This is a genomic window from Desulfovibrio intestinivivus, assembly GCF_053570665.1.
In genome coordinates, this window is the sequence record NZ_JBRBQT010000001.1 from 574,282 (window position 1) to 592,470 (window position 18,189).

The 18,189-nt window shown below is 56.8% G+C and carries 25 protein-coding genes; 22 read left to right on the plus strand and 3 right to left on the minus strand.

The genetic code is table 11. The features are described from left to right. The first annotated feature begins 22 nt into the window (after nt 1-22). The 7 genes from ACUZ9P_RS02410 to ACUZ9P_RS02440 all read left to right on the plus strand — a co-directional run bounded on the left by ACUZ9P_RS02410 (nt 23) and on the right by ACUZ9P_RS02440 (nt 4,333). Nucleotides 23-835 (plus strand): FRG domain-containing protein, encoded by an 813-nt coding sequence (locus tag ACUZ9P_RS02410; RefSeq protein WP_449248507.1) that lies wholly within the window; start codon nt 23-25, stop codon nt 833-835. A gap of 235 nt (nt 836-1,070) precedes the next feature. Continuing rightward, nucleotides 1,071-1,574 (plus strand): hypothetical protein, encoded by a 504-nt coding sequence (locus tag ACUZ9P_RS02415; protein WP_449248508.1) that lies wholly within the window; start codon nt 1,071-1,073, stop codon nt 1,572-1,574. Between the two features lie 162 nt (nt 1,575-1,736). Next, a complete protein-coding gene (locus ACUZ9P_RS02420) occupies nt 1,737-2,426 on the plus strand; it encodes a hypothetical protein (protein ID WP_449248509.1) in 690 nt (229 codons plus the stop codon). A gap of 90 nt (nt 2,427-2,516) precedes the next feature. Next, a complete protein-coding gene (locus ACUZ9P_RS02425) occupies nt 2,517-3,425 on the plus strand; it encodes an FRG domain-containing protein (protein WP_449248510.1) in 909 nt (302 codons plus the stop codon). 251 nt (nt 3,426-3,676) lie between these two features. Further along, nucleotides 3,677-3,913 (plus strand): hypothetical protein, encoded by a 237-nt coding sequence (locus ACUZ9P_RS02430; RefSeq protein ID WP_449248511.1) that lies wholly within the window; start codon nt 3,677-3,679, stop codon nt 3,911-3,913. After that, a complete protein-coding gene (locus ACUZ9P_RS02435) occupies nt 3,910-4,146 on the plus strand; it encodes a hypothetical protein (protein ID WP_449248512.1) in 237 nt (78 codons plus the stop codon). Before ACUZ9P_RS02430 ends, ACUZ9P_RS02435 begins: the two co-directional genes overlap by 4 nt. Beyond that, entirely contained in the window at nt 4,139-4,333 is a 195-nt protein-coding gene (locus ACUZ9P_RS02440) for a hypothetical protein (RefSeq protein WP_449248513.1), read from the plus strand. Before ACUZ9P_RS02435 ends, ACUZ9P_RS02440 begins: the two co-directional genes overlap by 8 nt. Nucleotides 4,334-4,382: 49 nt before the next feature. Here ACUZ9P_RS02440 and ACUZ9P_RS02445 read toward each other — a convergent pair whose 3' ends face one another. The 3 genes from ACUZ9P_RS02445 to ACUZ9P_RS02455 all read right to left on the minus strand — a co-directional run bounded on the left by ACUZ9P_RS02445 (nt 4,383) and on the right by ACUZ9P_RS02455 (nt 7,829). Continuing rightward, complete coding sequence (locus ACUZ9P_RS02445) at nt 4,383-4,640, minus strand: ogr/Delta-like zinc finger family protein (protein WP_449248514.1); 258 nt, start codon at nt 4,638-4,640, stop codon at nt 4,383-4,385. Nucleotides 4,641-4,819: 179 nt separating this feature from the next. Continuing rightward, on the minus strand, nt 4,820-5,848 hold the full coding sequence (locus ACUZ9P_RS02450) for a phage portal protein (RefSeq protein ID WP_449248515.1): 1,029 nt from the start codon (nt 5,846-5,848) through the stop codon (nt 4,820-4,822). Nucleotides 5,849-5,951: 103 nt separating this feature from the next. Continuing rightward, nucleotides 5,952-7,829, minus strand: coding sequence for a terminase large subunit domain-containing protein (locus ACUZ9P_RS02455; RefSeq protein WP_449248516.1), 1,878 nt, complete (start codon nt 7,827-7,829; stop codon nt 5,952-5,954). A 126-nt stretch (nt 7,830-7,955) separates the two neighbouring features. Here ACUZ9P_RS02455 and ACUZ9P_RS02460 point away from each other — a divergent pair, with 126 nt between their 5' ends. The 15 genes from ACUZ9P_RS02460 (at nt 7,956) to ACUZ9P_RS02530 (ending at nt 18,186) form a co-directional block, all read left to right on the plus strand. Further along, nucleotides 7,956-8,861, plus strand: coding sequence for a GPO family capsid scaffolding protein (locus tag ACUZ9P_RS02460; protein ID WP_449248517.1), 906 nt, complete (start codon nt 7,956-7,958; stop codon nt 8,859-8,861). 11 nt (nt 8,862-8,872) lie between these two features. Next, the gene (locus tag ACUZ9P_RS02465; RefSeq protein ID WP_449248518.1) at nt 8,873-9,883 is read left to right on the plus strand and encodes a phage major capsid protein, P2 family; all 1,011 of its coding nucleotides are present in this window, start codon (nt 8,873-8,875) and stop codon (nt 9,881-9,883) included. After that, a complete protein-coding gene (gpM, locus tag ACUZ9P_RS02470; protein WP_449248519.1) occupies nt 9,883-10,662 on the plus strand; it encodes a phage terminase small subunit in 780 nt (259 codons plus the stop codon). Before ACUZ9P_RS02465 ends, gpM begins: the two co-directional genes overlap by 1 nt. A gap of 110 nt (nt 10,663-10,772) precedes the next feature. Next, entirely contained in the window at nt 10,773-11,213 is a 441-nt protein-coding gene (locus ACUZ9P_RS02475; RefSeq protein ID WP_449248520.1) for a head completion/stabilization protein, read from the plus strand. A gap of 8 nt (nt 11,214-11,221) precedes the next feature. Then, on the plus strand, nt 11,222-11,710 hold the full coding sequence (locus tag ACUZ9P_RS02480) for a phage tail protein (protein ID WP_449248521.1): 489 nt from the start codon (nt 11,222-11,224) through the stop codon (nt 11,708-11,710). Next, the gene (locus ACUZ9P_RS02485) at nt 11,707-12,390 is read left to right on the plus strand and encodes a virion morphogenesis protein (protein WP_449248522.1); all 684 of its coding nucleotides are present in this window, start codon (nt 11,707-11,709) and stop codon (nt 12,388-12,390) included. Before ACUZ9P_RS02480 ends, ACUZ9P_RS02485 begins: the two co-directional genes overlap by 4 nt. Nucleotides 12,391-12,524: 134 nt before the next feature. Beyond that, on the plus strand, nt 12,525-13,691 hold the full coding sequence (locus ACUZ9P_RS02490) for a DUF2586 domain-containing protein (RefSeq protein ID WP_449248523.1): 1,167 nt from the start codon (nt 12,525-12,527) through the stop codon (nt 13,689-13,691). A gap of 10 nt (nt 13,692-13,701) precedes the next feature. Continuing rightward, nucleotides 13,702-14,166 (plus strand): phage protein, encoded by a 465-nt coding sequence (locus ACUZ9P_RS02495; protein ID WP_449248524.1) that lies wholly within the window; start codon nt 13,702-13,704, stop codon nt 14,164-14,166. A gap of 9 nt (nt 14,167-14,175) precedes the next feature. Next, the gene (locus ACUZ9P_RS02500) at nt 14,176-14,730 is read left to right on the plus strand and encodes a glycoside hydrolase family 108 protein (RefSeq protein ID WP_449248525.1); all 555 of its coding nucleotides are present in this window, start codon (nt 14,176-14,178) and stop codon (nt 14,728-14,730) included. Nucleotides 14,731-14,851: 121 nt separating this feature from the next. Then, nucleotides 14,852-15,193 (plus strand): hypothetical protein, encoded by a 342-nt coding sequence (locus tag ACUZ9P_RS02505; protein WP_449248526.1) that lies wholly within the window; start codon nt 14,852-14,854, stop codon nt 15,191-15,193. Then, on the plus strand, nt 15,111-15,398 hold the full coding sequence (gene lysC / locus ACUZ9P_RS02510; protein ID WP_449250224.1) for an Rz1-like lysis system protein LysC: 288 nt from the start codon (nt 15,111-15,113) through the stop codon (nt 15,396-15,398). The genes ACUZ9P_RS02505 and lysC overlap by 83 nt, the downstream gene beginning before the upstream one ends. Next, nucleotides 15,367-15,711, plus strand: coding sequence for a hypothetical protein (locus ACUZ9P_RS02515; RefSeq protein ID WP_227119383.1), 345 nt, complete (start codon nt 15,367-15,369; stop codon nt 15,709-15,711). Before lysC ends, ACUZ9P_RS02515 begins: the two co-directional genes overlap by 32 nt. Before the next feature lie 10 nt (nt 15,712-15,721). Further along, a complete protein-coding gene (locus tag ACUZ9P_RS02520) occupies nt 15,722-15,982 on the plus strand; it encodes a putative phage tail assembly chaperone (RefSeq protein ID WP_449248527.1) in 261 nt (86 codons plus the stop codon). A 41-nt stretch (nt 15,983-16,023) separates the two neighbouring features. Next, complete coding sequence (locus ACUZ9P_RS02525; RefSeq protein ID WP_449248528.1) at nt 16,024-16,167, plus strand: DUF6890 family protein; 144 nt, start codon at nt 16,024-16,026, stop codon at nt 16,165-16,167. Nucleotides 16,168-16,299: 132 nt separating this feature from the next. Continuing rightward, nucleotides 16,300-18,186 (plus strand): phage tail tape measure protein, encoded by a 1,887-nt coding sequence (locus ACUZ9P_RS02530; RefSeq protein ID WP_449248529.1) that lies wholly within the window; start codon nt 16,300-16,302, stop codon nt 18,184-18,186. The last annotated feature ends 3 nt before the right edge of the window (nt 18,187-18,189 follow it).

Here is an 18,189-nt window from a genome sequence, read left to right on the forward strand (position 1 = left end):
ATCGCAATCGGAATGCCTGCCCATGCGAACATACTCCGCATCTTCAGTTGAAGAGTTTATCCGAGTAGTCAGCGACGAATTCTACACCATTGGAGGATATAGAGGAGTTTCAAACATCGCCTACGAACTAATTCCATCTATTGGGAGAGTTCCAAAAGAATCTAGGGGGGCAGCCCTGCTTTTTGAAGAAAGCATGTTTGAAGAATTCAAGCGGGAGCTACCGAGCTTCGAGCAAAACAAATCCGGCACTGAGTGCGCAATAATAGCCCAACACCATGGACTCCCAACGAGACTTCTTGACTGGACAAGCAACCCGCTGGTTGCCTTGTATTTTGCAACGTATACAAATCCAGACCATGACGGATGTGTGTATTGCCTATCCCCGCTTATCAAAAAGATAAAAGAACAAGATATTGACTATGGCGAACTACTTCTAATGACAGAAAAAAGTGGCATATTCGCACCAAGCAAAGTCAAACTTATACCAGATATTTCCGAAAACTACGCAAATATCATGCAAAAAAGATTTAATTTTGCTTATGCTATTTTAAAACCAAGCGCTATTACACCACGAGTTTCACGGCAACATTCTTTTTTTACAATTCATCCGAATCCATTTCTATCAATAACGGATATATATGTGAAAATAACAATTCCAAAGCAGTCAAAAAAAGATTTGCAGAATATGCTTTCCGTTTTGGGAGTTAATGCATATTCGCTGTTTCCTGATCTTGGCGGCTTAGCCTCTGCAATAAAGCGCAACTACTTTTCTAGCCTTTCAGCGATCGCTCAGGCGCAAATTTTATCAGATATTTCCCAAAATGCTTCAAAATAAAATTGTATAGACATGCCACTTACCTAGCAGACATTATGACAGTTCCAATGACAACTAGATGGCAACGCGACAACAACCTCAGATCGACAAGATTAACAGCACAAAATTGTTTACTATTTTTTAACTACACACATGCATACATCCTTCGACATTTAAAAATCCTGTCATTAGGGACAAGCAGAGACAAGGCAGAGTGGATTCTTAATACCGACAATCCTCATGAGAGTAACCCTCTATGTTCGAATACCTCCAGATTTTTCTATCCGGCGGCCTTCTTGGTGCAATTGTGATTAGCGCAATCAACAACAACATTTCTAAGAGAAATAACGAGATAACACTACTCGTCAATGAAAAAACGTTAGCAATGCAGAGAGAGCTCTTTGAAAAGAGCCAAGAAATCTCTAGAAATGACTTTATTGAAAAGATTAACTTTGAGAATAGAAAATCTGCATGCGTTGAATTTTTGCGTTGCATGCACCCTGATCGCATTGAGCATTATAATTTTAATATTTCACATATTGAAAAAATATTATTTGAAATAATGATATATTTTGATTCACCATATCGAATAGATGCTGAAGATTTATACGCAGCCATTTCATACTATAATCAAGATGAAGTTGACGAGAAACATCGCAATAAGCATCATTTTAATGTGCCTTCATTTTATAAAGAAGAATACAGCGCGCTAGTCAAAAAAACAAAGCAACTTCTCCTTATTGATGAGCTAAAAAAATAAGCCATTGCCATAGATTCTCCTTCAAAAAACACACCACATCCACCATTATCTGCCACTCATTTTTGAGCGAGCTACAAACTGCGCATGAAACGGGCATCTGGCGTTAAGGTGCAAACAGGTATAGAGTAGGAAGTGTAATCCTACTTATACGCGGAGCGCCAAATGCAGCATGAGGAGCTTATTGACCCGATCACAGGCGAAGTGACCCAGATTCAAAGCGACGAATCAAGCCCGGCCTTTACGGAATGGGAGCATGGCCTCGCCGTGTTGTGGAAGGGTTGCCTTGATATTTCCTTTGACTACCACTCCACAAAAAGCGGGCTGAAACCACGCGCCATAGTGCTGACGCGCGTTCTTTACGGGGGCAGCGGCGTCTACCTGGGGGGAGTGTATCCAGGTCAAAAAATGTTCAAGACCTTTCTGATTGACCGCATCAAGTCAGAGGTACGCTATCCAGACGGAACTGGCAGCATCCCTGAATTTCTCAATACGCTGGGCGTTGACCTTGCATCTCTGCCGCCGCTGAAAGACGCAGCGCCGCAAAAAACCAAACCAAGCCGAGCCAAGAGGCGCGGGCCAGACATGAGCGAGATTTTGCTATCCGCCCTTGCGGTACAAGCCCATGACGTGCTGATAACTTTCAAGGATGCCAAACGCGGCCCGCTGACCGTGCAGGTAAAAAAATCTGTGGTTGCGGAGTCAGGTGAGCTGTTCCTTATAGGCGTTAATGCCGACAATCAAGAAACAGAGTGTTTTCCTCTTCTGGCAGTAGCAGGCAAGATTACTGCCAACGGCAAGAGCTGGCAGCGTAAAACTTTTGTGCGGGATGTTCTGGGCTATGAACTTGATTAACCTTCGACCTGCATCCCCTCAAGGCGACAATGCCCGTTAAGGACTGGCGGAGCGTAAAAGGAAAGTTACAAAAGGAGTTTTGATAAGCATATGACGGACAATTACAAATTGTTTAGAGACAATTTTTGTGACAAGTGCATGGAAGAATCAGAAAAAGAACCGGATAATTTTCAGCTGATATATAATGGCGAAAATGAAAACCCTTCATATCTTGGCTATAAATACTACTGCCCTCATTGCCATCGATTAAAGGATGACGGGAGCGATGCAAAGAAAGACCTTATTGAGAAAGAGACTGCACATAGTCTGCCAGAGTTTCTCGAAAAAATTGAGAAAGAACCTCACGTGGAATGGTTCAGGGGTGTCAGCAACACCAATTATCCATTAAAATCCGTCATTGGAAGATTGGATATTGGCGAAAAAATCAACACTGCTCTAAAAAAAGAATACCGCCTTTTTTCAGAGTTTAAGAGATATATTTCGTACCTTGAAAATTCTTGTGAAAATGAAGACATTGCCTTCATTGGCCAACATTACAAATTGCCAACGAGGCTTTTGGATTGGACTTCAAGCCCCCTTGTTGCTCTGTATTTTGCAACTAAAAATAAAGAAAATGATGGAGCTGTTTATATCTTGGGGCAGGTGTCAGGGGCCCCCAAAGGCTTTACCTATGAAAGCATGCTGGCAGACGGTGCTCAAATAGAAAAAAGCGACACATGCCTAGTAATACCTCGGGCGATGTCTTCAAGAATGATCACACAGTCAGGGGTTTTCACGATTCAAACAGACCCCTTCATCCCTCTTACAAAAGAAGTCAGGAAAAAAATTATAATCCCTCAAATTTGCAAGGAAAAAATTTTTGCGGATCTAGATCGTGTTGGAATTCATGATTTCTCCCTTTTCCCCGACAAAGAAGGGCTCGCCGGATGGCTTAGGGAAAAGTATTGGTTACGCTCCATGTATGATCCAATGGAAGATCTATTGTGGAGTAACCGTTGACCCTTGACTACAGGAAGCTCCTCCCCTAATCTCAGCTCACGGAGCCTAAGAACTCCTCTGCGAGCGGATGCCTGACCCCGATAGAAAGGCTTTTTTTGCGCCCTATTGGTGGCGCTTCTTCGGCTATTATGGTCGGGAGTAGGCTAATAAAATACCCTTCGGGGGAATATGCCTGCCGCCTCGCAGCGGTTCTTAGCTCCCGGCTTTCGCTTTTTCTGCGGAAGCCAATTAAGAACTACTGCGAGGTTCCCATGTCTACCCCTTCCTTTCTCTCCCAACGGCTTTCCCTTGTTCAGGAGCAGCAGCTTGAGCTGACCGTGCTTGCCGAGCACGCCAAGCGCGGCACTGGCCAGCAGCGCCGCCTTGCCCTGCAATGCCTCTCACACCGCCAGGCCGAGCTTGCGGCAGATCTGGCCCAGGTGGCACAGTTGGCGGCCCCGCGCGCGGTCAAACGCGCAGCATTGCGCGGGCGGAGGGTTGCGGCATGAGCGGGGCACCATACCACAACGCCGCGGCACTTCAGGCCATGTCCACCCTGCAAGAAGCCCTGCGCGATATGCAGGAAGAACTGCCCGCACAAATGGCCCTCGCGGCCCGTAGCCAGCAAGATGCCCTCACCGCGCTGGCAGCGCAGCAAAAGCAGCTTGCCTGGCTGGCAGATCAGGCGGCCCAGGCCCATGCCGCCACCGCCGCCCAACCGGGAGGAGAAAGCCATGACTGAGCCTACAGATCCTATTGTGGAATTGCTGGATACCGCGCGCGCCCTGCGTGTGCTGGCTCTGGGCCTGAATGGCGAAGAAGGCGAAGGCACAGATTTGCCGCAGGGCGGCAAGCCGGGTCTGGCTTGCATATTGCGTCTGCTGGCGGATAATTTGGACAAAAACGCTCAAAGGTTAGACGAAGCCTAGCCGCAAAAATCAGCCGCCCCACCGTTGGCAGACGGTGGGGCGGCTTTGTTTATGCCTGCGGGGCCAGAGGTAGAAAGAGCTGCCGCACCTCGCGGGGTGAACCGCAGTTTCTGACCTTGTTTGCGGCGCCATCGGGCAAGTCCAGCGCCGATGGGCTTATGGTGTGCCCCAGGGTAAGCTCTGCTGTAAAGCTGTGGGCGCAGTCCACATTGCTGCACAGGCAGTAAAATATGGTAAATCCCGGCGCAACGTCCCGGCGCTTCCGTATAAAGGCCACTTCACCGCAGCGGTCGCAATAAATCCTCATGGCAACCCCTCAAAATAAGCAGAGCGCGGGCAATGTCTGCGTCAAAAATGCTTTTATTGCTCCAGTCGAGTACCGCAAAAGTACACTCCTTCCGCAAAAAGCATCTTTTCCTTGCCCTTGCCCGCGCTCTGCTTATTTTCTACGCCGTATTCACAGTCTGCCGCAACCAATGTGCGCGGCTATTCAGGCAATTCCGGTGCATCCTCAATAAATTTTACCTGCATACTTGCGGGTAGGTGGTCGTTTACCTCCAGCAACAGTTCACGCACCGGGGTCACTTCATTCTTAGCGTACACGGCATCTATCTTTGTTATGTCGCCAAAGCCCGCAGTGTTCTGTGGGATGATGCTTGCCATTGCTGGTGGTATGCGGTGCGCGGCGATAATGTCGTCGCGGCTGATGTTCTTGATCTTTTCCAAATCGTCCTTGGTGCTGAAGTCCCCCACTGGTAGGATCTGCACGTCCTTTTCCCGCCCGTTGGGAATGTGCAAAAACATGTTGCGAAAGTTGCCGATGCCCTTGCTGCCCTCGATGGCCTGGCGCAGTTTGTCGCGGTCGCTCGGGTCAAGCTGTTGTGAGGCAGAATAAAAAATATAGCCCATGTGCGCGCCGTTTTTGTAGTAGCGCCGCCGAAACAGAGTGGCGTCTTCATTCAGCAGCATGCTCTGGATCGCGCCCAGGTATGCGGGCATGCCGTACATAGTCTGCGACACGTCATAATTTTTTATGTGCAGCACGTCTCCAGCAGCAAAAACCTGTATCTGCCCCGTGCGGTCAAGCAAACCATAGGTGTCGGCTTCCTTCATGCGGCGCATGTTTATGGCGGGCAGGTGGGTCAGGCCCACCACCTCGCCGTACCAGTTGCGGCGCACCAGGGCGTAGGCGTTGGCAAAGACGTTGTAGTCGGTTGTCATGCAGCGCATGGTCGCGCGCGAAAGCGCCGCGCTTGGCGCAAAGCCCCGCATTATCACATTGGTTTTAAATTCCAGCAGCGGGCCGTGGTAGGCATTGGCGCGCAGCAGCCGGGCAAGGCCGCGCTGGGGCACGGGCGTCTGATAGTATCGCCCGTTGTCGATCAGCCACACTCCCAGGTTGTCGTAGAGTTCGCCAGCGAGGACTGGTTCCGGGTCGCCGAATTTACATGTAAACGAGCCGATTTTGCTCTCTGCCTGCGTCTGGCTGCGGCGTTTTTTACGGTCGAGTGCCATAAAAGCACACTCCCGTAAAAACGCCTTGCCATCCTTGGCAGAGAACAAACTTGCCTCGTTTACTGGACTCTATAAATTTTCCTTGCTTCATGTGCTTCCTTCCTTAGCTCATCGCAATAATGCAGCCACCAGAACTTTGTCTCGCCAGAGGTTCCGCAGCTAAAGCATGCATGACGCTCCAGGCCTCGTCCGCGTGGCCCGTCTTTTCCGTGCGGCCAGCCGCATAGGTCATTTGTCCGCTGTTGGTGGTGGTGCGCTTGATCGTCATAAAGGCATGAGCCAGATCAATGTCGCCTGCGTCAAACTGAAAACGCCCCTGCTCCATCACTTCCAGAGCCTTGAGCACCATTTGCGCCTTGACCTGCGGGCTGTACACAATGGGCACGGTCATGGGTATGAACTGCTTCACCATCTCATACACGCCAATGCCCGGGCCTGTGGTGTCCACGCCGTAGTGTCCGTAGTTGTAACGGCGGCTCTGCTCGCGTATGCGCTCGCCCTGCCACAGGTAGCTCTTGTTCTGCCAGCGTTCCTTTTCCAGCAGGCGAATCACGCCGCCAGACACATCCGGCGGCAACAGGGTGGACGCGCTGGCGTTGTCCCCGGTGCGGGCAGGGTCATAACCGCCCCATACGTTGCGGTTGCCCACGGGCCGGGCCGCGTTACTGTCAATGTCCGTCCACTCGCCCGTGTCCACCATGCAGCGCTCCAGCAATGACAGGGCAAACACGCTCTGCGCATCATCAATAAAGCGGCAGCGAAAAAGCTGCTCAAAATCATCAGTGCTGTATTCAAGCTTGAGCTGGGCAAGGTCGAAGAGGTCACAGCCCCCGGCCATGGCATCGTCCAGGGTAACGATCTGGCGAAACCACGAATCCGGGCAGGCCGTGCCGGCGCGCAGGGCCGCATCGTCCGGCCAGGGCTTGCGCTTGGCGTAGCGCTGCTGAAAGTCCTCACCGCTCCACAGGCTGAAGGCATCGTGCGTCAGTGCTGAAGGCGTGGAAAAGATGGTGCGCCGCCACTTCTTGTGCGCGGCCATGCCTGTGGCCACCTTGAACAGCTCGCGGAACTTCGTGATCCAGAAAAATTCGTCAATGTAAACGTGCCCGTGGTAGCTCTGGGCGCTCTTGCTGTTGTTGCTCAAAAAATAGAGCGTGGACGGGCCGTGCGCCGTGTTCAGCACAATGGGGTTGCCCGTGAGGTTTATGTCAAATTCCTCGGCGGCAATGGCCGTTATGTATGAGCGGAACACCTCGCTCTGCGCCCGCGTGGCAGAAAGAAAAATCTGGTTGTCGCCAGTGAGCACGGCATCTTCCAGCGCCTCCTGGGCAAAGTACCAGGTGGCCCCTATCTGGCGGCTCTTGAGGTAGGCGCGGTTGCGGTAAATCAGCTTCTGCGCCGCCCACTGCTGCTGATAGTCAAAATATCGCTTGTGCAGCCGCGCTTCAAAATCCGCCTTTGTCAGGCGGCTCACGTCATTCTTGACCTGTTTGCCCTTGCGTGGCTTGCGCTCCCTGCCCTGGTCGCCCCCCACCGCTGGCGCTGAATCTGTGTCCGCGACTTCCCGTCCCACAGTTCTGGCCGCGGCCCGCAGTTTTTGCAGGCGCTCCAGCGTGCTCACCAGGGCGTCCACTTCCTTCAGTTCGCCGGGCGTTTTGTTGTCGCGCTCCAGCAAAATGGTCAGCCGCCTTTGCGCGGCCTGCTCCGGGGCTTCGTGCGCCAGCAGGTCGTCCCACTGCCCCTGCGAAATCCAAAAATACACCGTGCGGCGCGGCACATTCAGGGCCTCGCTTATCTCTGTGGCGGAATAGCGCCGCAAGTACATGCCGCGCGCGGCGCTCTTGATTTCGTCTACGTAATGACGCCCACCGGCACGTCCTGTGCCGGATGGGCTCTCGCTTGCGAAAGGCGCGGCTTTCGCTTCACTCGCGCTGCGCGGCTCGCCGCCGTCCTGGCGGCATGTGGCTTTGGCATTATCCATGCCTGACGCATAGCAGATCACGCGGCGGTAATCCCGGCCCCTGTGTCCAGAATTGTCTAGTCTGGACAAGCAGTTGTTGACCATCACCCCACGCGCGAGGGTATCCTTGCGGGTAGGAGAGACACCATGCCCGCACTCATTACCAAGTTTGTCAAAGTCGCCCAGTCCGGCCCGACTGTAGACGGCCGCAATATCGACCCACAGTGGCTGCGCGACATGGCCGAGATATACGACCCGGCCCTCTACCGCGCCAAAATCTGGCCCGATCACCTGCGGTGGGGCAATAACTACGGTTCTGTGGTGGCTCTCAAGTCAGAAGAAAAAGACGGCCTGGTCAGCCTCTATGCCAGTTTCGCCCCGAACGCCCAGTATCTGCTGAGCAACCAGTATGACCAGAAATTAAGTTTCAGCATTGAAGTGCTGGAAAATTTCGCGGGCACGGGCAAGTTCTACCTTGGCGGCCTGGGCGTTACAGACAGCCCCGCAAGCCTCGGCACAGACGAGCTGAAGTTCTCACGCCGCGCATCCTATAACGGGCAGAGCGCGCGCATTTTTGCGGGCGAACCCGTGGACGCCTCCTGCTTCAGCGCGGATCCCGCAAGCGACACCGCGGAAGCCCCCGGCTGGTTCATAACCTTTGTCAAAAAATTTCTCCCCAATGAGGAACCCCCAATGGATCAGAAGCAGTTCGACGCCATGAACAAACGTATTGAAGGGCTTGAAGGCCAGCTCGGCGAAATAAAAACCCTGGTGGAAGGCAAGTTTGCCGCTGCACCCGCAGCCACCACTGCCCCCGCTGCGGCTGGCGAACCCAAGCCCGGCACAAGCCAGCCGGATGGCAAGCAGCCCCAGGGCGAAACCGGGCAGGATTTTGCCGCCATGTCTGCCGCCTTTGCCGCAAGCATGGAAACAGCCGTGGCCCCCCTGCGCCAGAAGCTGGACGAAATGGACAAGCGCTTTGCCGCTGCCAAACCCGGCGCGCCGGTTGCCGAAAGCACCGGCCCCGCCGACGACAACACCCCTCTGATTTAGGAGCCAACGCAATGCGCGACCAAACCCGCAAACTTTTCAAGATTCTCTGCACCCGCCTTGCCGCAGGCTTTGGCGTGGCCGACGTCAGCCAGCAGTTTTCCGTATCGCCCAGCGTACAGCAGTTGCTCAAGGACAAGATCGTGGAAGCCTCCACGTTTTTGCCCCGCATCAATTTCATCATCGTGGACGAGCTGAAGGGCGAAAACATCCTGGCCGGCGCTTCCGGGCCTGTCACCGGGCGCACCGACACCACGGGCGATGCCGAGCGCAGCCCGCGCGACGTGCTCGGGCTGGAAAAATTCACTTACGAGCTGGCAGCGACCCAGTCCGACGTCTACATGCGCTACAACACCGTGGACGCCTGGGCCAAGTTCAAGGACATGGCCGAGCGCTATTCCCGTTATGTCTGGGCGCGTATGGCCTCCGATATGGAGATCATCGGCTGGAACGGTACCAGCGTTGCCGCCACCACCAACCTTGTGGCCAATCCCATGTTGCAGGACGTGAACAAGGGCTGGCTGCAATACATGCGCGAAAACAAACCCGCCAACGTGCTGCCCCAGGGCAGTGTGGCGGGCAAGATCCGCTTTGGCGCTGGCGGCGACTTTGTGAACCTCGACGTGGCCGTGCACGACCTTTTGCAGGGCATCCCCTCCTTCCTGCGTCAGGATCTGGTGGCGCTCATCGGCACAGACCTGGTCGCGCAGGAAAAGTCCGCTCTCATGGCCGCAGTGGGCGGCAAACCTACGGAAAAGACCCTCGCCCAGCTCTCGCTTGCCACCTTTGGCGGCCTGCCCTGGGAAACGCCGAGCAACTTCCCCGCGCGCGGGCTTGTCATCACCAGCCTGGATAACCTTTCGATCTATCAGCAGGACGGCTCCTGGCGTCGTCAGATTTTGGACAACCCCAAGAAAGACCGGGTCGAGGACTACAACAGCCGCAACGAGGGCTATGTGGTCGAAACGCCGGAAAAGCTGGTGGCCTGGGAGGCCAACAACGTCAAGCTTGAAGGGGAATGGTAATGGGCAGCCTCATGCTCCAGTTCCAGCGCGCTCACAAGGCGAACGCGGGAACCGTGGTCGGCCAGTTGCCGGAAGCGGCACCCCCCGCGCCCCCCACCGGCCTGCCCTCCGGCCTCATGGCCGGGCAGCAGTTGGCGGCCTTCTGCACAGCCTCGCTTACGGAGGATCTGCGCGCCCTCAAGGAAGTGTCCAGCCACGCCAGCCGCGACATCACCAAGCGCGATGTGCTCATTCCCAAGTATGCGGACTATGTGCGCCGCCTGCGCGAGGCCGGGCACACGCACGAGCTGATCGGCTATTACCTGGTCTGGCTCATGGATTCCGGCATGATTGAAGAAGGGCTTGAGCTGGCGCTCTGGTGCGTTGGCAACGGTCAAACCCTGCCCGAAGGCTTCAGCAGCAAGCTGCCCTACTTTGTTTCGGACACCCTGCTCACCTGGGCGGAAGCCGAAACCGCAGCCGGCCGCACTGTGCAGCCCTACCTTGACCAGTGGAGCACAGCAGTTACCGCCGCGCCCGATGCCTGGAACCTGCCCGATGTTATCACCGGGCGCTGGCGCAAGGTGCTGGCCCAGCAGGCGGAACTTGCGGGCGACCTCGCCACGGCCAAGCCGCACTACGAGGCGGCGCTGGCCCTGGGGGCCAAGTGCAAAACCGCCCTGGGCGACGTTACCCGCAAGCTTGAAAAAGCGCAGGGAGCGGAAACCACCACGCCCGAACCTGAAGAAATCACCCCCGCAGCAGACCAGCCCGGGGCCGCAGCGTCTGAAGCTGGCTAGATACTCCCCACCCAACCGGGGCGGCCTTGCACAGAGGAACGGGGCATGACGGTGTACCCGCCAGCCGCAAGCCCAATGTGCAAGGCCCGCCCCACTAACAAGCAGGCAGCATGAGCTTTTCCGCAGTATCCACAGGGTTAAGCGCCCTCATTGTAGCTGGTGACGGCTGGTGGCCGGATCTGCCCGTGGCGGACTTCCAGCAGACCTACCGCCTCCCCCAGGAATATGCGGACGTGCTCTTGCAGGATCATCTGGAGCTTGCCGCCCTGTGGGCGCAGCGCCAGCTTGAGGAGTGGCGCACCCAGCGCGAGGCCGAAGACTTCACAGCTCTGGCCAGCGTGCCCAAGGGGGCCATGCGGCTCTATCGCCGGGCCGTGTTCTGCCATGCCAAGGCGCTCTTGCTGGCCCAGTTCGCCACGGTTGAGCGGCGCGAGGCGGCAAAGAACGACGCCAAGGAAAGCCCGGAAACATACCGCCAGTTTTACGCCTGGGCGCAGGATGCCATTGCCGACATTCTGGGCCGCACCCGGGCGGATATTGAACTTTTGTAAGGTCAGCCATGCGCAAGTTTACCGCCCTCGTCAAACACCTGCTGGAATCCTCGGGCCTGCCGCGCGAACAGTGCAGCGCCTTTGCAGACCAGGGCGAACTGCTGCTCACCGGGCGGGACATGGGCCCCGCCTACGTGGACGACCAGCCCCGCCGCCAGTTGGATCTCGGCGTCTGGAAGTACGAGGCCGTCATAAATCTGGAGCGCTACCCCTACGACGGCATGACCCTGCTCTCTCTCGTGCTGGCATGGCTGGCGGAGCATGACGCGGATCGCGCCGCCCAGGGGCTGGAAGATCCCAAAATCACTGTCACGCTCAACGATGGCGACACGTCAGACGTTGAGCTGGATATATTTTTTGAGGAGGCCCTGGCCGTGATCGAGGATCCCGCAGGCCCCATCAAATTTGAGGGCACACGCTGGAGCATGGCTCCTACCGTGCTGACCCCTGCGGAAAAACTCACCGGCCTGCACGGGGCTGTCAGGGGGCAGGCATGAAGTGGGCTGTGCGGATCGTAGGCAACAAGCAGCTTAACGCCCAGCTCGACCGTTTCGCGCGCGAGGCCAAGGAGCGCCAAAAGTTGGCCCGCCGTATGGGCGGCTATGTGCGCACCCTGTCCCGGCAAAACATCAAGCGCCAGCGCACGGTGGACGGCGCGGCCATGACCCCGGCGCAAAAGCGCCGCGCGGCCCGACCCATGCTCATGGGCCTGCACAGCCAGATGGTTGTGCGCGCTGCCGAAGGCAACAAGGGCGTAACCGTCAGTTGGGAAAACCCCCTTCTGGCCGCCATCGGCTATCGGCATCAGGAAGGCATCGGCGAAAACTGGTCGCCCGGCCGCGCCCGCACTGTCTACGGCCAGCCGGACTACAAGGCCCGCGCCACCCGCGCCCAGGCCAAGGCTCTACTGCGCGAGGGCTACCGCCTCATGGTTCCGGCCAAGGGCGGCGGGCGCAGGCCCAAGCGCGTCACCGTGCCGTGGATTGAAGAAAAAATGACCCTGGGCCAGGCAGGGCTGATCCTGCGTCTGCTCCGCACAGGCCAGACCAAGGGCAAACAGTCCTGGCGCGACACCGTGCCGGCGCGCCCTTTCCTCGGCGTTACGCCGCAGCAGGCCGAGGAACTGTCCCGAAAGCTCGTCAAAAGTTTGCTCGCGGCAGCCGTTGCCCGCTCCTAGCGGGCTTACGGATGGCGACAGCGGTTTCGTTCGCTGATTGTCGCGGTAACCAGTTACTGTCTTCATCCGTAGCTTCCTGCGTCGCAACGGCTGAAGCAAAGCCGCCCGCGCATAACAGGGCAGGAAGGTACAACATGCTTGGAACCGTACAGATAAACAATCTCAATCTGAAACAGGGCGAGCTGACCAGCGTTGAAAACTACATGCTGTTCACCGGCATTGCGGCGGCTGACTGCCAAAATACCGGAAAGATCGTCACCATCGACCAGTCCACGGATATGGACGCCGTGCTGGGGGCAACCGCCAGCGACCTCAAAACCCAGGTGACGGCAGCGCGCCTCAACGCCGGGCAAAACTGGTACGGCTGCGTGTTGCCGTACACCGTGGCCGAAACAACGCCCGACGCTCTGCCCAACGCTCTGGATGGAGCCTTTGAAAACGCCGTCAACACGGCAATGGAACACGTCAAGGTCGAGGCCATCATCCGCACCGATCCCGTCACCAGGGCAACCAGCGTGGAAGCCATGCAGGCCCTGGCCGAAAGCATCATGGCCAAGTACATGCGCCCCCTCTGGATCATGGCCCGCGCTCCCCAGTTCAACAGCGCAAGCCAGACCTTTGCCGATTATCAGGCCTTGGCATCTGCTCTTCAGGCGGGCATTGCCGCCGACCAGGTCATGCTGACCGTGAGCCTTTGGGGGCACGAGATGGGCACCCTTGCCGGGCGGCTGGCCAGCGAGGCCGTCACCGTGGCCGACAGCCCCATGCGCGTGGCCACTGGCGCACTGGTGGGCGTGTGGAGCAACAGGCCCACAGACAAAACCGGGCGCGTCATTGACCTCTCCGTGCTCAAGGCGCTGGACGCCGCGCGCTTCTCCGTGCCGCAGTGGTACCCCGATTATGAGGGCATGTACTGGGGCGACGGCAACGTGCTGGACGTCAACGGCGGCGACTTTCAGGTCATTGAAAACCTGCGCGTGATTCAAAAGTGCATGCGCCGCGTGTACCCCCTGGCCGTGGCCCGTATTGGCGACCGCCGCCTCAACCAGACCCCCGCCAGCATCGCCCAGGCGCAGACCGCCTTCATGGCTCCGCTGCGCGCCATGAGCCGTAGCCGCACCATTCTGGGCATCGTCTTTCCCGGCGAGATTGAACCGCCCAAGGAGGGCGACATCACCCTCACCTGGGTCAGCAAGTACAGCGTGGAAGTCTTCATTGCTGCGCGCCCCTACAACTGCCCCAAAAAGATCACCTGCAACCTTTTGCTTGACCTGACAAACTACGCAACCGCGACAGCGTAGGAGGCTCTACATGCAACGCATCAGCGGCAAAAATTTTGATGTTTCCATCGGCGACCTCACCATGAACGTGGGCAAGGCGACCCTGACCATCGAGGACAAAACCGATGTGGCCAAGGACAACGGCGTTCCCAACGGCCACGTGGACGGAGAGGTCTCCGGCTCTGGCGATATGGAACTGGACGCCCAGGCCATTGGCATCCTGGGCGAAGCCGCCAAGACGGCTGGCTCGTGGCGTGGGCTCCCATCCTTCGACATCCTGTTCTACGCCAAAACAGGGCAGGATGAAGAAATGAAGGTCGAGGCCTTCGGCTGCAAATTTGTGCTCGACAGCCTGCTCGACCTCGACAAGGCGGGCGGCCAGAAACACATCAGCAAGGTCAAATACTTTGTCACCAGCCCGGACTTTATCCGCATCAACGGCGTGCCCTACCTGCGGCCTGAAGAAACTGAAGGCCTTATCAGCAACGACAAGTAAGGAACCAACATGGATCGCAAGGAAGTTCTGCGCCGCGCCTTTATTTTTAGCGAGCTTGAAGAAGGCCGCGACAAATACACCAATGACCCGCGCGATGCGGGCGGCCCCACCAAGTGGGGCATGGCCCTCAATTATAACCGCGACATCATGCCCGACAAGGACGGCAACGGCATCATTGACGAAAATGATGTGCGCCTTCTTGAAGAGACTGACGCCCTGGTCATGTACGAAAAACGCTACTGGCGGCCCAACATCAAGCCGGAATACCCGGACGCCCTGGCCTTCATGCTGGTGGACATGATGCTCAACCCCGGCCCTGGGGCAAGCCCCAAACTTCTGCAACAGGCGCTCAAGGCCTGCGGCCAGAAGGTGGACGTGGACGGCGATATCGGCGGGCAAACCCTTGCCGCGGTCGCGGCGGTCGATCTTGTGTCCCTGCTCCGCGCACTCGCGGATCAGCGCCTTGCCTACTACCAGTCGCGGCCCAAATTCCCGGTGTACGGCAAGGGCTGGACTTCCAGAACCCGGCGCTGCCTTGAGGCCGCGCTGCAAATGGCGCGGTAGGCGTTGCGATGAAAGAAGCTACGCATAGCGACAGCAATTACGCTGATTGCCTACCGTATAACCAATTGCTGTCTTCATCCGTAAGCTGCTGCGCAGCAACGGCTGAAGCGCGGGGGCAGTAATGGGCAAAACCATCGCCACCATCGTTTTTGCCGTGCTGCTCACGGCCGTGGTTGTCTGGCTGGTCTGGCAGGGGCGTGAACAGGCCACGCAAATGGGCAAGCTGGAAGAAACCGCCAAGGCCAATGCCGCCGCCGTGCAGGAACAAAAAGAATGGGCGGGCAATGTGGACAAAGCACTGGGAGACTGGCGCATCCAGCGCGACGCCCAGGACAAAAAAACTGCCGACCTGCGCAAGCAACTGGAGGCCGCGCGCCATGATGACAAAACGTTTTCTGCCTGGGCTGATAGCCCTTTGCCTGACGCTGCAGTGCGCCTGCTCCAATCCGGCGCCGCGCGTTGAGGTTGTGCGGCAAGCGCCCCCGGGCGCGTTGCTTGCCCAAACTCCGGAACCTGTGCCGCCTGCCCAGGGCGCGACCAACGGCGAGTTGCTGGACTACGCCATTGAACTACAAGACGCCGTTCACAGTGCTAACGACGACAAAACAGCCCTGCGCGGGCTTTACGAGGATGCACATGCAGGATCCCGAATCTCTCAACTACCTTGAACGCTTCCTGCAATTCATCCTCCTGCCAGCCAGTCTGTACGGCGCTGGCGGGGCGCTCATGCACTCAACCCGTAAGGGCCGCACCCTCGGCCAGGCAGTTATTGAAGTTGTGGGCGGCGTGGTCACGGCCAACATGGTCTGCCCGCTGATCCAGGCGGAAACCCCGGCTCAATGGCACTACACGCTTTTTTTTCTGGTTGGTTGGGGTGGGCTGGAGCTTGTGGGCAGGCTGTATGAGGCGGGCGTCTGCGCCCTGGAAAGGTACATTCAACGCAAGGTCAACCCCGGCGACAATGCCGGCACACCACAATAAGGAGCTACTCATGGAAAAGAAGATTTCCCTCACGGTCAACGACCAGCCCCTGAACTTCACCGTCACGCTGGCGGACTACAACAAATACATCAACGAAATTACGCCGTTCAACAAGATTGCCCCGGGGCGAAACTTCCTTATGCGCACGGTCGATGCAGACAGCAAGGATGCCCTGCGCGAGGTGGTCGACCTGCCCGGCGTTGGCGTCCAGATCGCCGCGGCTGTTCTTGAGGATTACACCCCCGATGTGAATATCACGGTGGGAAAATAGAAGCCCATGCTGCCTCGCTGGAAGACGATGCCATAGGGCAGATGGTTGCCCTTTCGCTCCACTGGTTCCCCGGGCGGGAACTCAGCGAGGAAAGCATGGGCGAGGCCCTGTGGCTGGAAAAAGATTCCTGGGAAAAGATGAGCGTGGCCGTGGCTAACGGCATTGCCAAAGCCTTCAGGGGCTAGAAGCGGCTCTTTTCGCCCCCGGCTGTGTTGGGCAGCGCCGCGCGCTCGGCCATGTATTGCTTGATACACTCCCTCGCCTTGCGGCTTGCCCGCCTTGCCTGGGACGAAAACTGCTCACTTCTAGAGGTCATAATGTCAGCACTGCAAAAACTTTTGTTCCATATCGGCGTGTCGGATGATGCCAGCGGTAAAATGCTGGGCATCCAGCGCGCTGTGGACAAGACGTGCAGCACTGCCAAAACAAGCTTTGGCGGCTTGACCTCTGCCCTTGGCGGGGCATTAAGCGCTGGTGCGCTTTCCGGCATGATTGGCCCTGCCCGGGCCTTCAACAAGTCCGTCAACGAAGTGGCCAGCCTCGGCACGGATACCACCGCCCTCGATGCCCTGCAAAAGGCCTCAAAGCAGTTTGTCATCAGCTTTGGCGGTAATGCCGCAGAAGTGGTTAGCTCTGCCTATGATATTCAGTCTGCAATTTCTGGGTTGCAAGGCACGGAGTTGGCCTCGTTTACTGTGGCTTCTGCCACACTAGCGCGGGGGGTCAAATCAGATGCTGCAACAATCACTGATTATGTTGGCACCATGTATGGCGTTTGGCAGGCCCACGCCGATAAAATGGGCAAATCCCAATGGGTAGAGCAATTGGCCGGGCGCACAGCCTTGGCCGTGCAGATGTTCAAAACCAACGGCGGTAAATGGGCAGAGAGCGTTTCAGCATTGGGGGCGTCAGCCACAGCCAAGGGTATCAGCATGGAAGAGCAATTTTCCGTACTCGGCAATTTACAATCCACAATGGGGGGTGGGGAGGCTGCTACCAAGTATAACGCCTTTTTGACTGGTGCGTTGAATGCTCAAGAAAAGCTCGGGATCAAATTTTTCAAGAACGGCAAAATGCTTGGAATGGCAGATATTCTTGACAAAATAAAAACAAAATTTGGCGGAAAGTGGGACGACAAGGCAATGAAAGCCGTCAAAGATGCCTTTGGTTCAGACGAAGCAGTAAAACTCATAGAACTGCTTATGGGTAAAACCGGCAAGTTACGGCAAGATATGAGCGACCTTGGCCAGGTCAACAACATGGACAAGGCCCAGGAAATGGCCCGGACAATGTCTGGCGTCTGGGGCCGCCTGTCAGGCTCCTGGCAAGCTGTGCGCATCAGCTTTGGGCAGCGCCTCCTGCCCACCATCAACATAGTGGTGGGCAAGCTGGCGGACTTTGTGGCCTACATCCACAAGTGCATTGAAATCGCGCCCGGGCTGACAACAAAAATTGGCCTTCTGGCGGTTGGACTCACCGTTGTGGGCGCAGTACTTGGCCTTGTGGGGGCTGCATTTGTCTTTGGCAAGATGGTGCTCATGGGCTTTCTTGGGCCTGTCTTGCCGCTCATTGGCCTGCTCGGCAAGCTGAAACCGCTTCTTACATACATAAAAATGGCGGTATGGGTTCTGGCATTTGTCGGAAAATATCTGGTTATGGTTTTTTACGCGATGACCGCGAGCGCGCTCAAGTTCGCGGCTGCCCTGCTGGCCAACCCCATCACCTGGGTAGTCCTGGGCATCATGGCTCTGGTGGGCGCGGTCGTGGCCCTGGTCTACTACTGGTCTGACCTGGTCGCGTGGTTTTCCAACACCAGTTGGGGGCAAGGCCTTATCACCATGTTTCAGGATCTGCGCCAGTGGTGGAACGACCTCACCGCCTCCTTTACCGATGGCACATGGATACAAACCCTCATGGGCCTGCTGGATACCCTCATGGCTCCGCTGCGCTCCCTGGGCGACGGCATCGGCTGGATCGGCGAGAAGCTGGGCATCATCAGCGGCGAAGGCCCAAAGATTGAAGCCTCTGGCGTGGGCGCGCTTGCCGCTCCCCGCCAGTCGCAGATTCTGCCTGGCGGCGTGGCTGGACAGATCAGCAACGCTACCAACAACAGCGGCAAAACCGTGACCATCGGCTCCATCACCATTCAGCCGCAAACCATGCCCTCGCTCGATGATTTTGACGGCCTGGGCTACCTGGGGTGAGGC

What these genes read in the sequence shown, in the direction of transcription:
- ACUZ9P_RS02410 (WP_449248507.1), top strand. Translation starts at nt 23, where the DNA reads ATGCGAACATACTCCGCATCTTCAGTTGAAGAGTTTATCCGAGTAGTC.
- ACUZ9P_RS02415 (WP_449248508.1), top strand. Translation starts at nt 1,071, where the DNA reads ATGTTCGAATACCTCCAGATTTTTCTATCCGGCGGCCTTCTTGGTGCA.
- ACUZ9P_RS02420 (WP_449248509.1), top strand. Translation starts at nt 1,737, where the DNA reads ATGCAGCATGAGGAGCTTATTGACCCGATCACAGGCGAAGTGACCCAG.
- ACUZ9P_RS02425 (WP_449248510.1), top strand. Translation starts at nt 2,517, where the DNA reads ATGACGGACAATTACAAATTGTTTAGAGACAATTTTTGTGACAAGTGC.
- ACUZ9P_RS02430 (WP_449248511.1), top strand. Translation starts at nt 3,677, where the DNA reads ATGTCTACCCCTTCCTTTCTCTCCCAACGGCTTTCCCTTGTTCAGGAG.
- ACUZ9P_RS02435 (WP_449248512.1), top strand. Translation starts at nt 3,910, where the DNA reads ATGAGCGGGGCACCATACCACAACGCCGCGGCACTTCAGGCCATGTCC.
- ACUZ9P_RS02440 (WP_449248513.1), top strand. Translation starts at nt 4,139, where the DNA reads ATGACTGAGCCTACAGATCCTATTGTGGAATTGCTGGATACCGCGCGC.
- ACUZ9P_RS02445 (WP_449248514.1), bottom strand. Translation starts at nt 4,640, where the DNA reads ATGAGGATTTATTGCGACCGCTGCGGTGAAGTGGCCTTTATACGGAAG.
- ACUZ9P_RS02450 (WP_449248515.1), bottom strand. Translation starts at nt 5,848, where the DNA reads ATGGCACTCGACCGTAAAAAACGCCGCAGCCAGACGCAGGCAGAGAGC.
- ACUZ9P_RS02455 (WP_449248516.1), bottom strand. Translation starts at nt 7,829, where the DNA reads ATGGATAATGCCAAAGCCACATGCCGCCAGGACGGCGGCGAGCCGCGC.
- ACUZ9P_RS02460 (WP_449248517.1), top strand. Translation starts at nt 7,956, where the DNA reads ATGCCCGCACTCATTACCAAGTTTGTCAAAGTCGCCCAGTCCGGCCCG.
- ACUZ9P_RS02465 (WP_449248518.1), top strand. Translation starts at nt 8,873, where the DNA reads ATGCGCGACCAAACCCGCAAACTTTTCAAGATTCTCTGCACCCGCCTT.
- gpM (WP_449248519.1), top strand. Translation starts at nt 9,883, where the DNA reads ATGGGCAGCCTCATGCTCCAGTTCCAGCGCGCTCACAAGGCGAACGCG.
- ACUZ9P_RS02475 (WP_449248520.1), top strand. Translation starts at nt 10,773, where the DNA reads ATGAGCTTTTCCGCAGTATCCACAGGGTTAAGCGCCCTCATTGTAGCT.
- ACUZ9P_RS02480 (WP_449248521.1), top strand. Translation starts at nt 11,222, where the DNA reads ATGCGCAAGTTTACCGCCCTCGTCAAACACCTGCTGGAATCCTCGGGC.
- ACUZ9P_RS02485 (WP_449248522.1), top strand. Translation starts at nt 11,707, where the DNA reads ATGAAGTGGGCTGTGCGGATCGTAGGCAACAAGCAGCTTAACGCCCAG.
- ACUZ9P_RS02490 (WP_449248523.1), top strand. Translation starts at nt 12,525, where the DNA reads ATGCTTGGAACCGTACAGATAAACAATCTCAATCTGAAACAGGGCGAG.
- ACUZ9P_RS02495 (WP_449248524.1), top strand. Translation starts at nt 13,702, where the DNA reads ATGCAACGCATCAGCGGCAAAAATTTTGATGTTTCCATCGGCGACCTC.
- ACUZ9P_RS02500 (WP_449248525.1), top strand. Translation starts at nt 14,176, where the DNA reads ATGGATCGCAAGGAAGTTCTGCGCCGCGCCTTTATTTTTAGCGAGCTT.
- ACUZ9P_RS02505 (WP_449248526.1), top strand. Translation starts at nt 14,852, where the DNA reads ATGGGCAAAACCATCGCCACCATCGTTTTTGCCGTGCTGCTCACGGCC.
- lysC (WP_449250224.1), top strand. Translation starts at nt 15,111, where the DNA reads ATGACAAAACGTTTTCTGCCTGGGCTGATAGCCCTTTGCCTGACGCTG.
- ACUZ9P_RS02515 (WP_227119383.1), top strand. Translation starts at nt 15,367, where the DNA reads ATGCAGGATCCCGAATCTCTCAACTACCTTGAACGCTTCCTGCAATTC.
- ACUZ9P_RS02520 (WP_449248527.1), top strand. Translation starts at nt 15,722, where the DNA reads ATGGAAAAGAAGATTTCCCTCACGGTCAACGACCAGCCCCTGAACTTC.
- ACUZ9P_RS02525 (WP_449248528.1), top strand. Translation starts at nt 16,024, where the DNA reads ATGGTTGCCCTTTCGCTCCACTGGTTCCCCGGGCGGGAACTCAGCGAG.
- ACUZ9P_RS02530 (WP_449248529.1), top strand. Translation starts at nt 16,300, where the DNA reads ATGTCAGCACTGCAAAAACTTTTGTTCCATATCGGCGTGTCGGATGAT.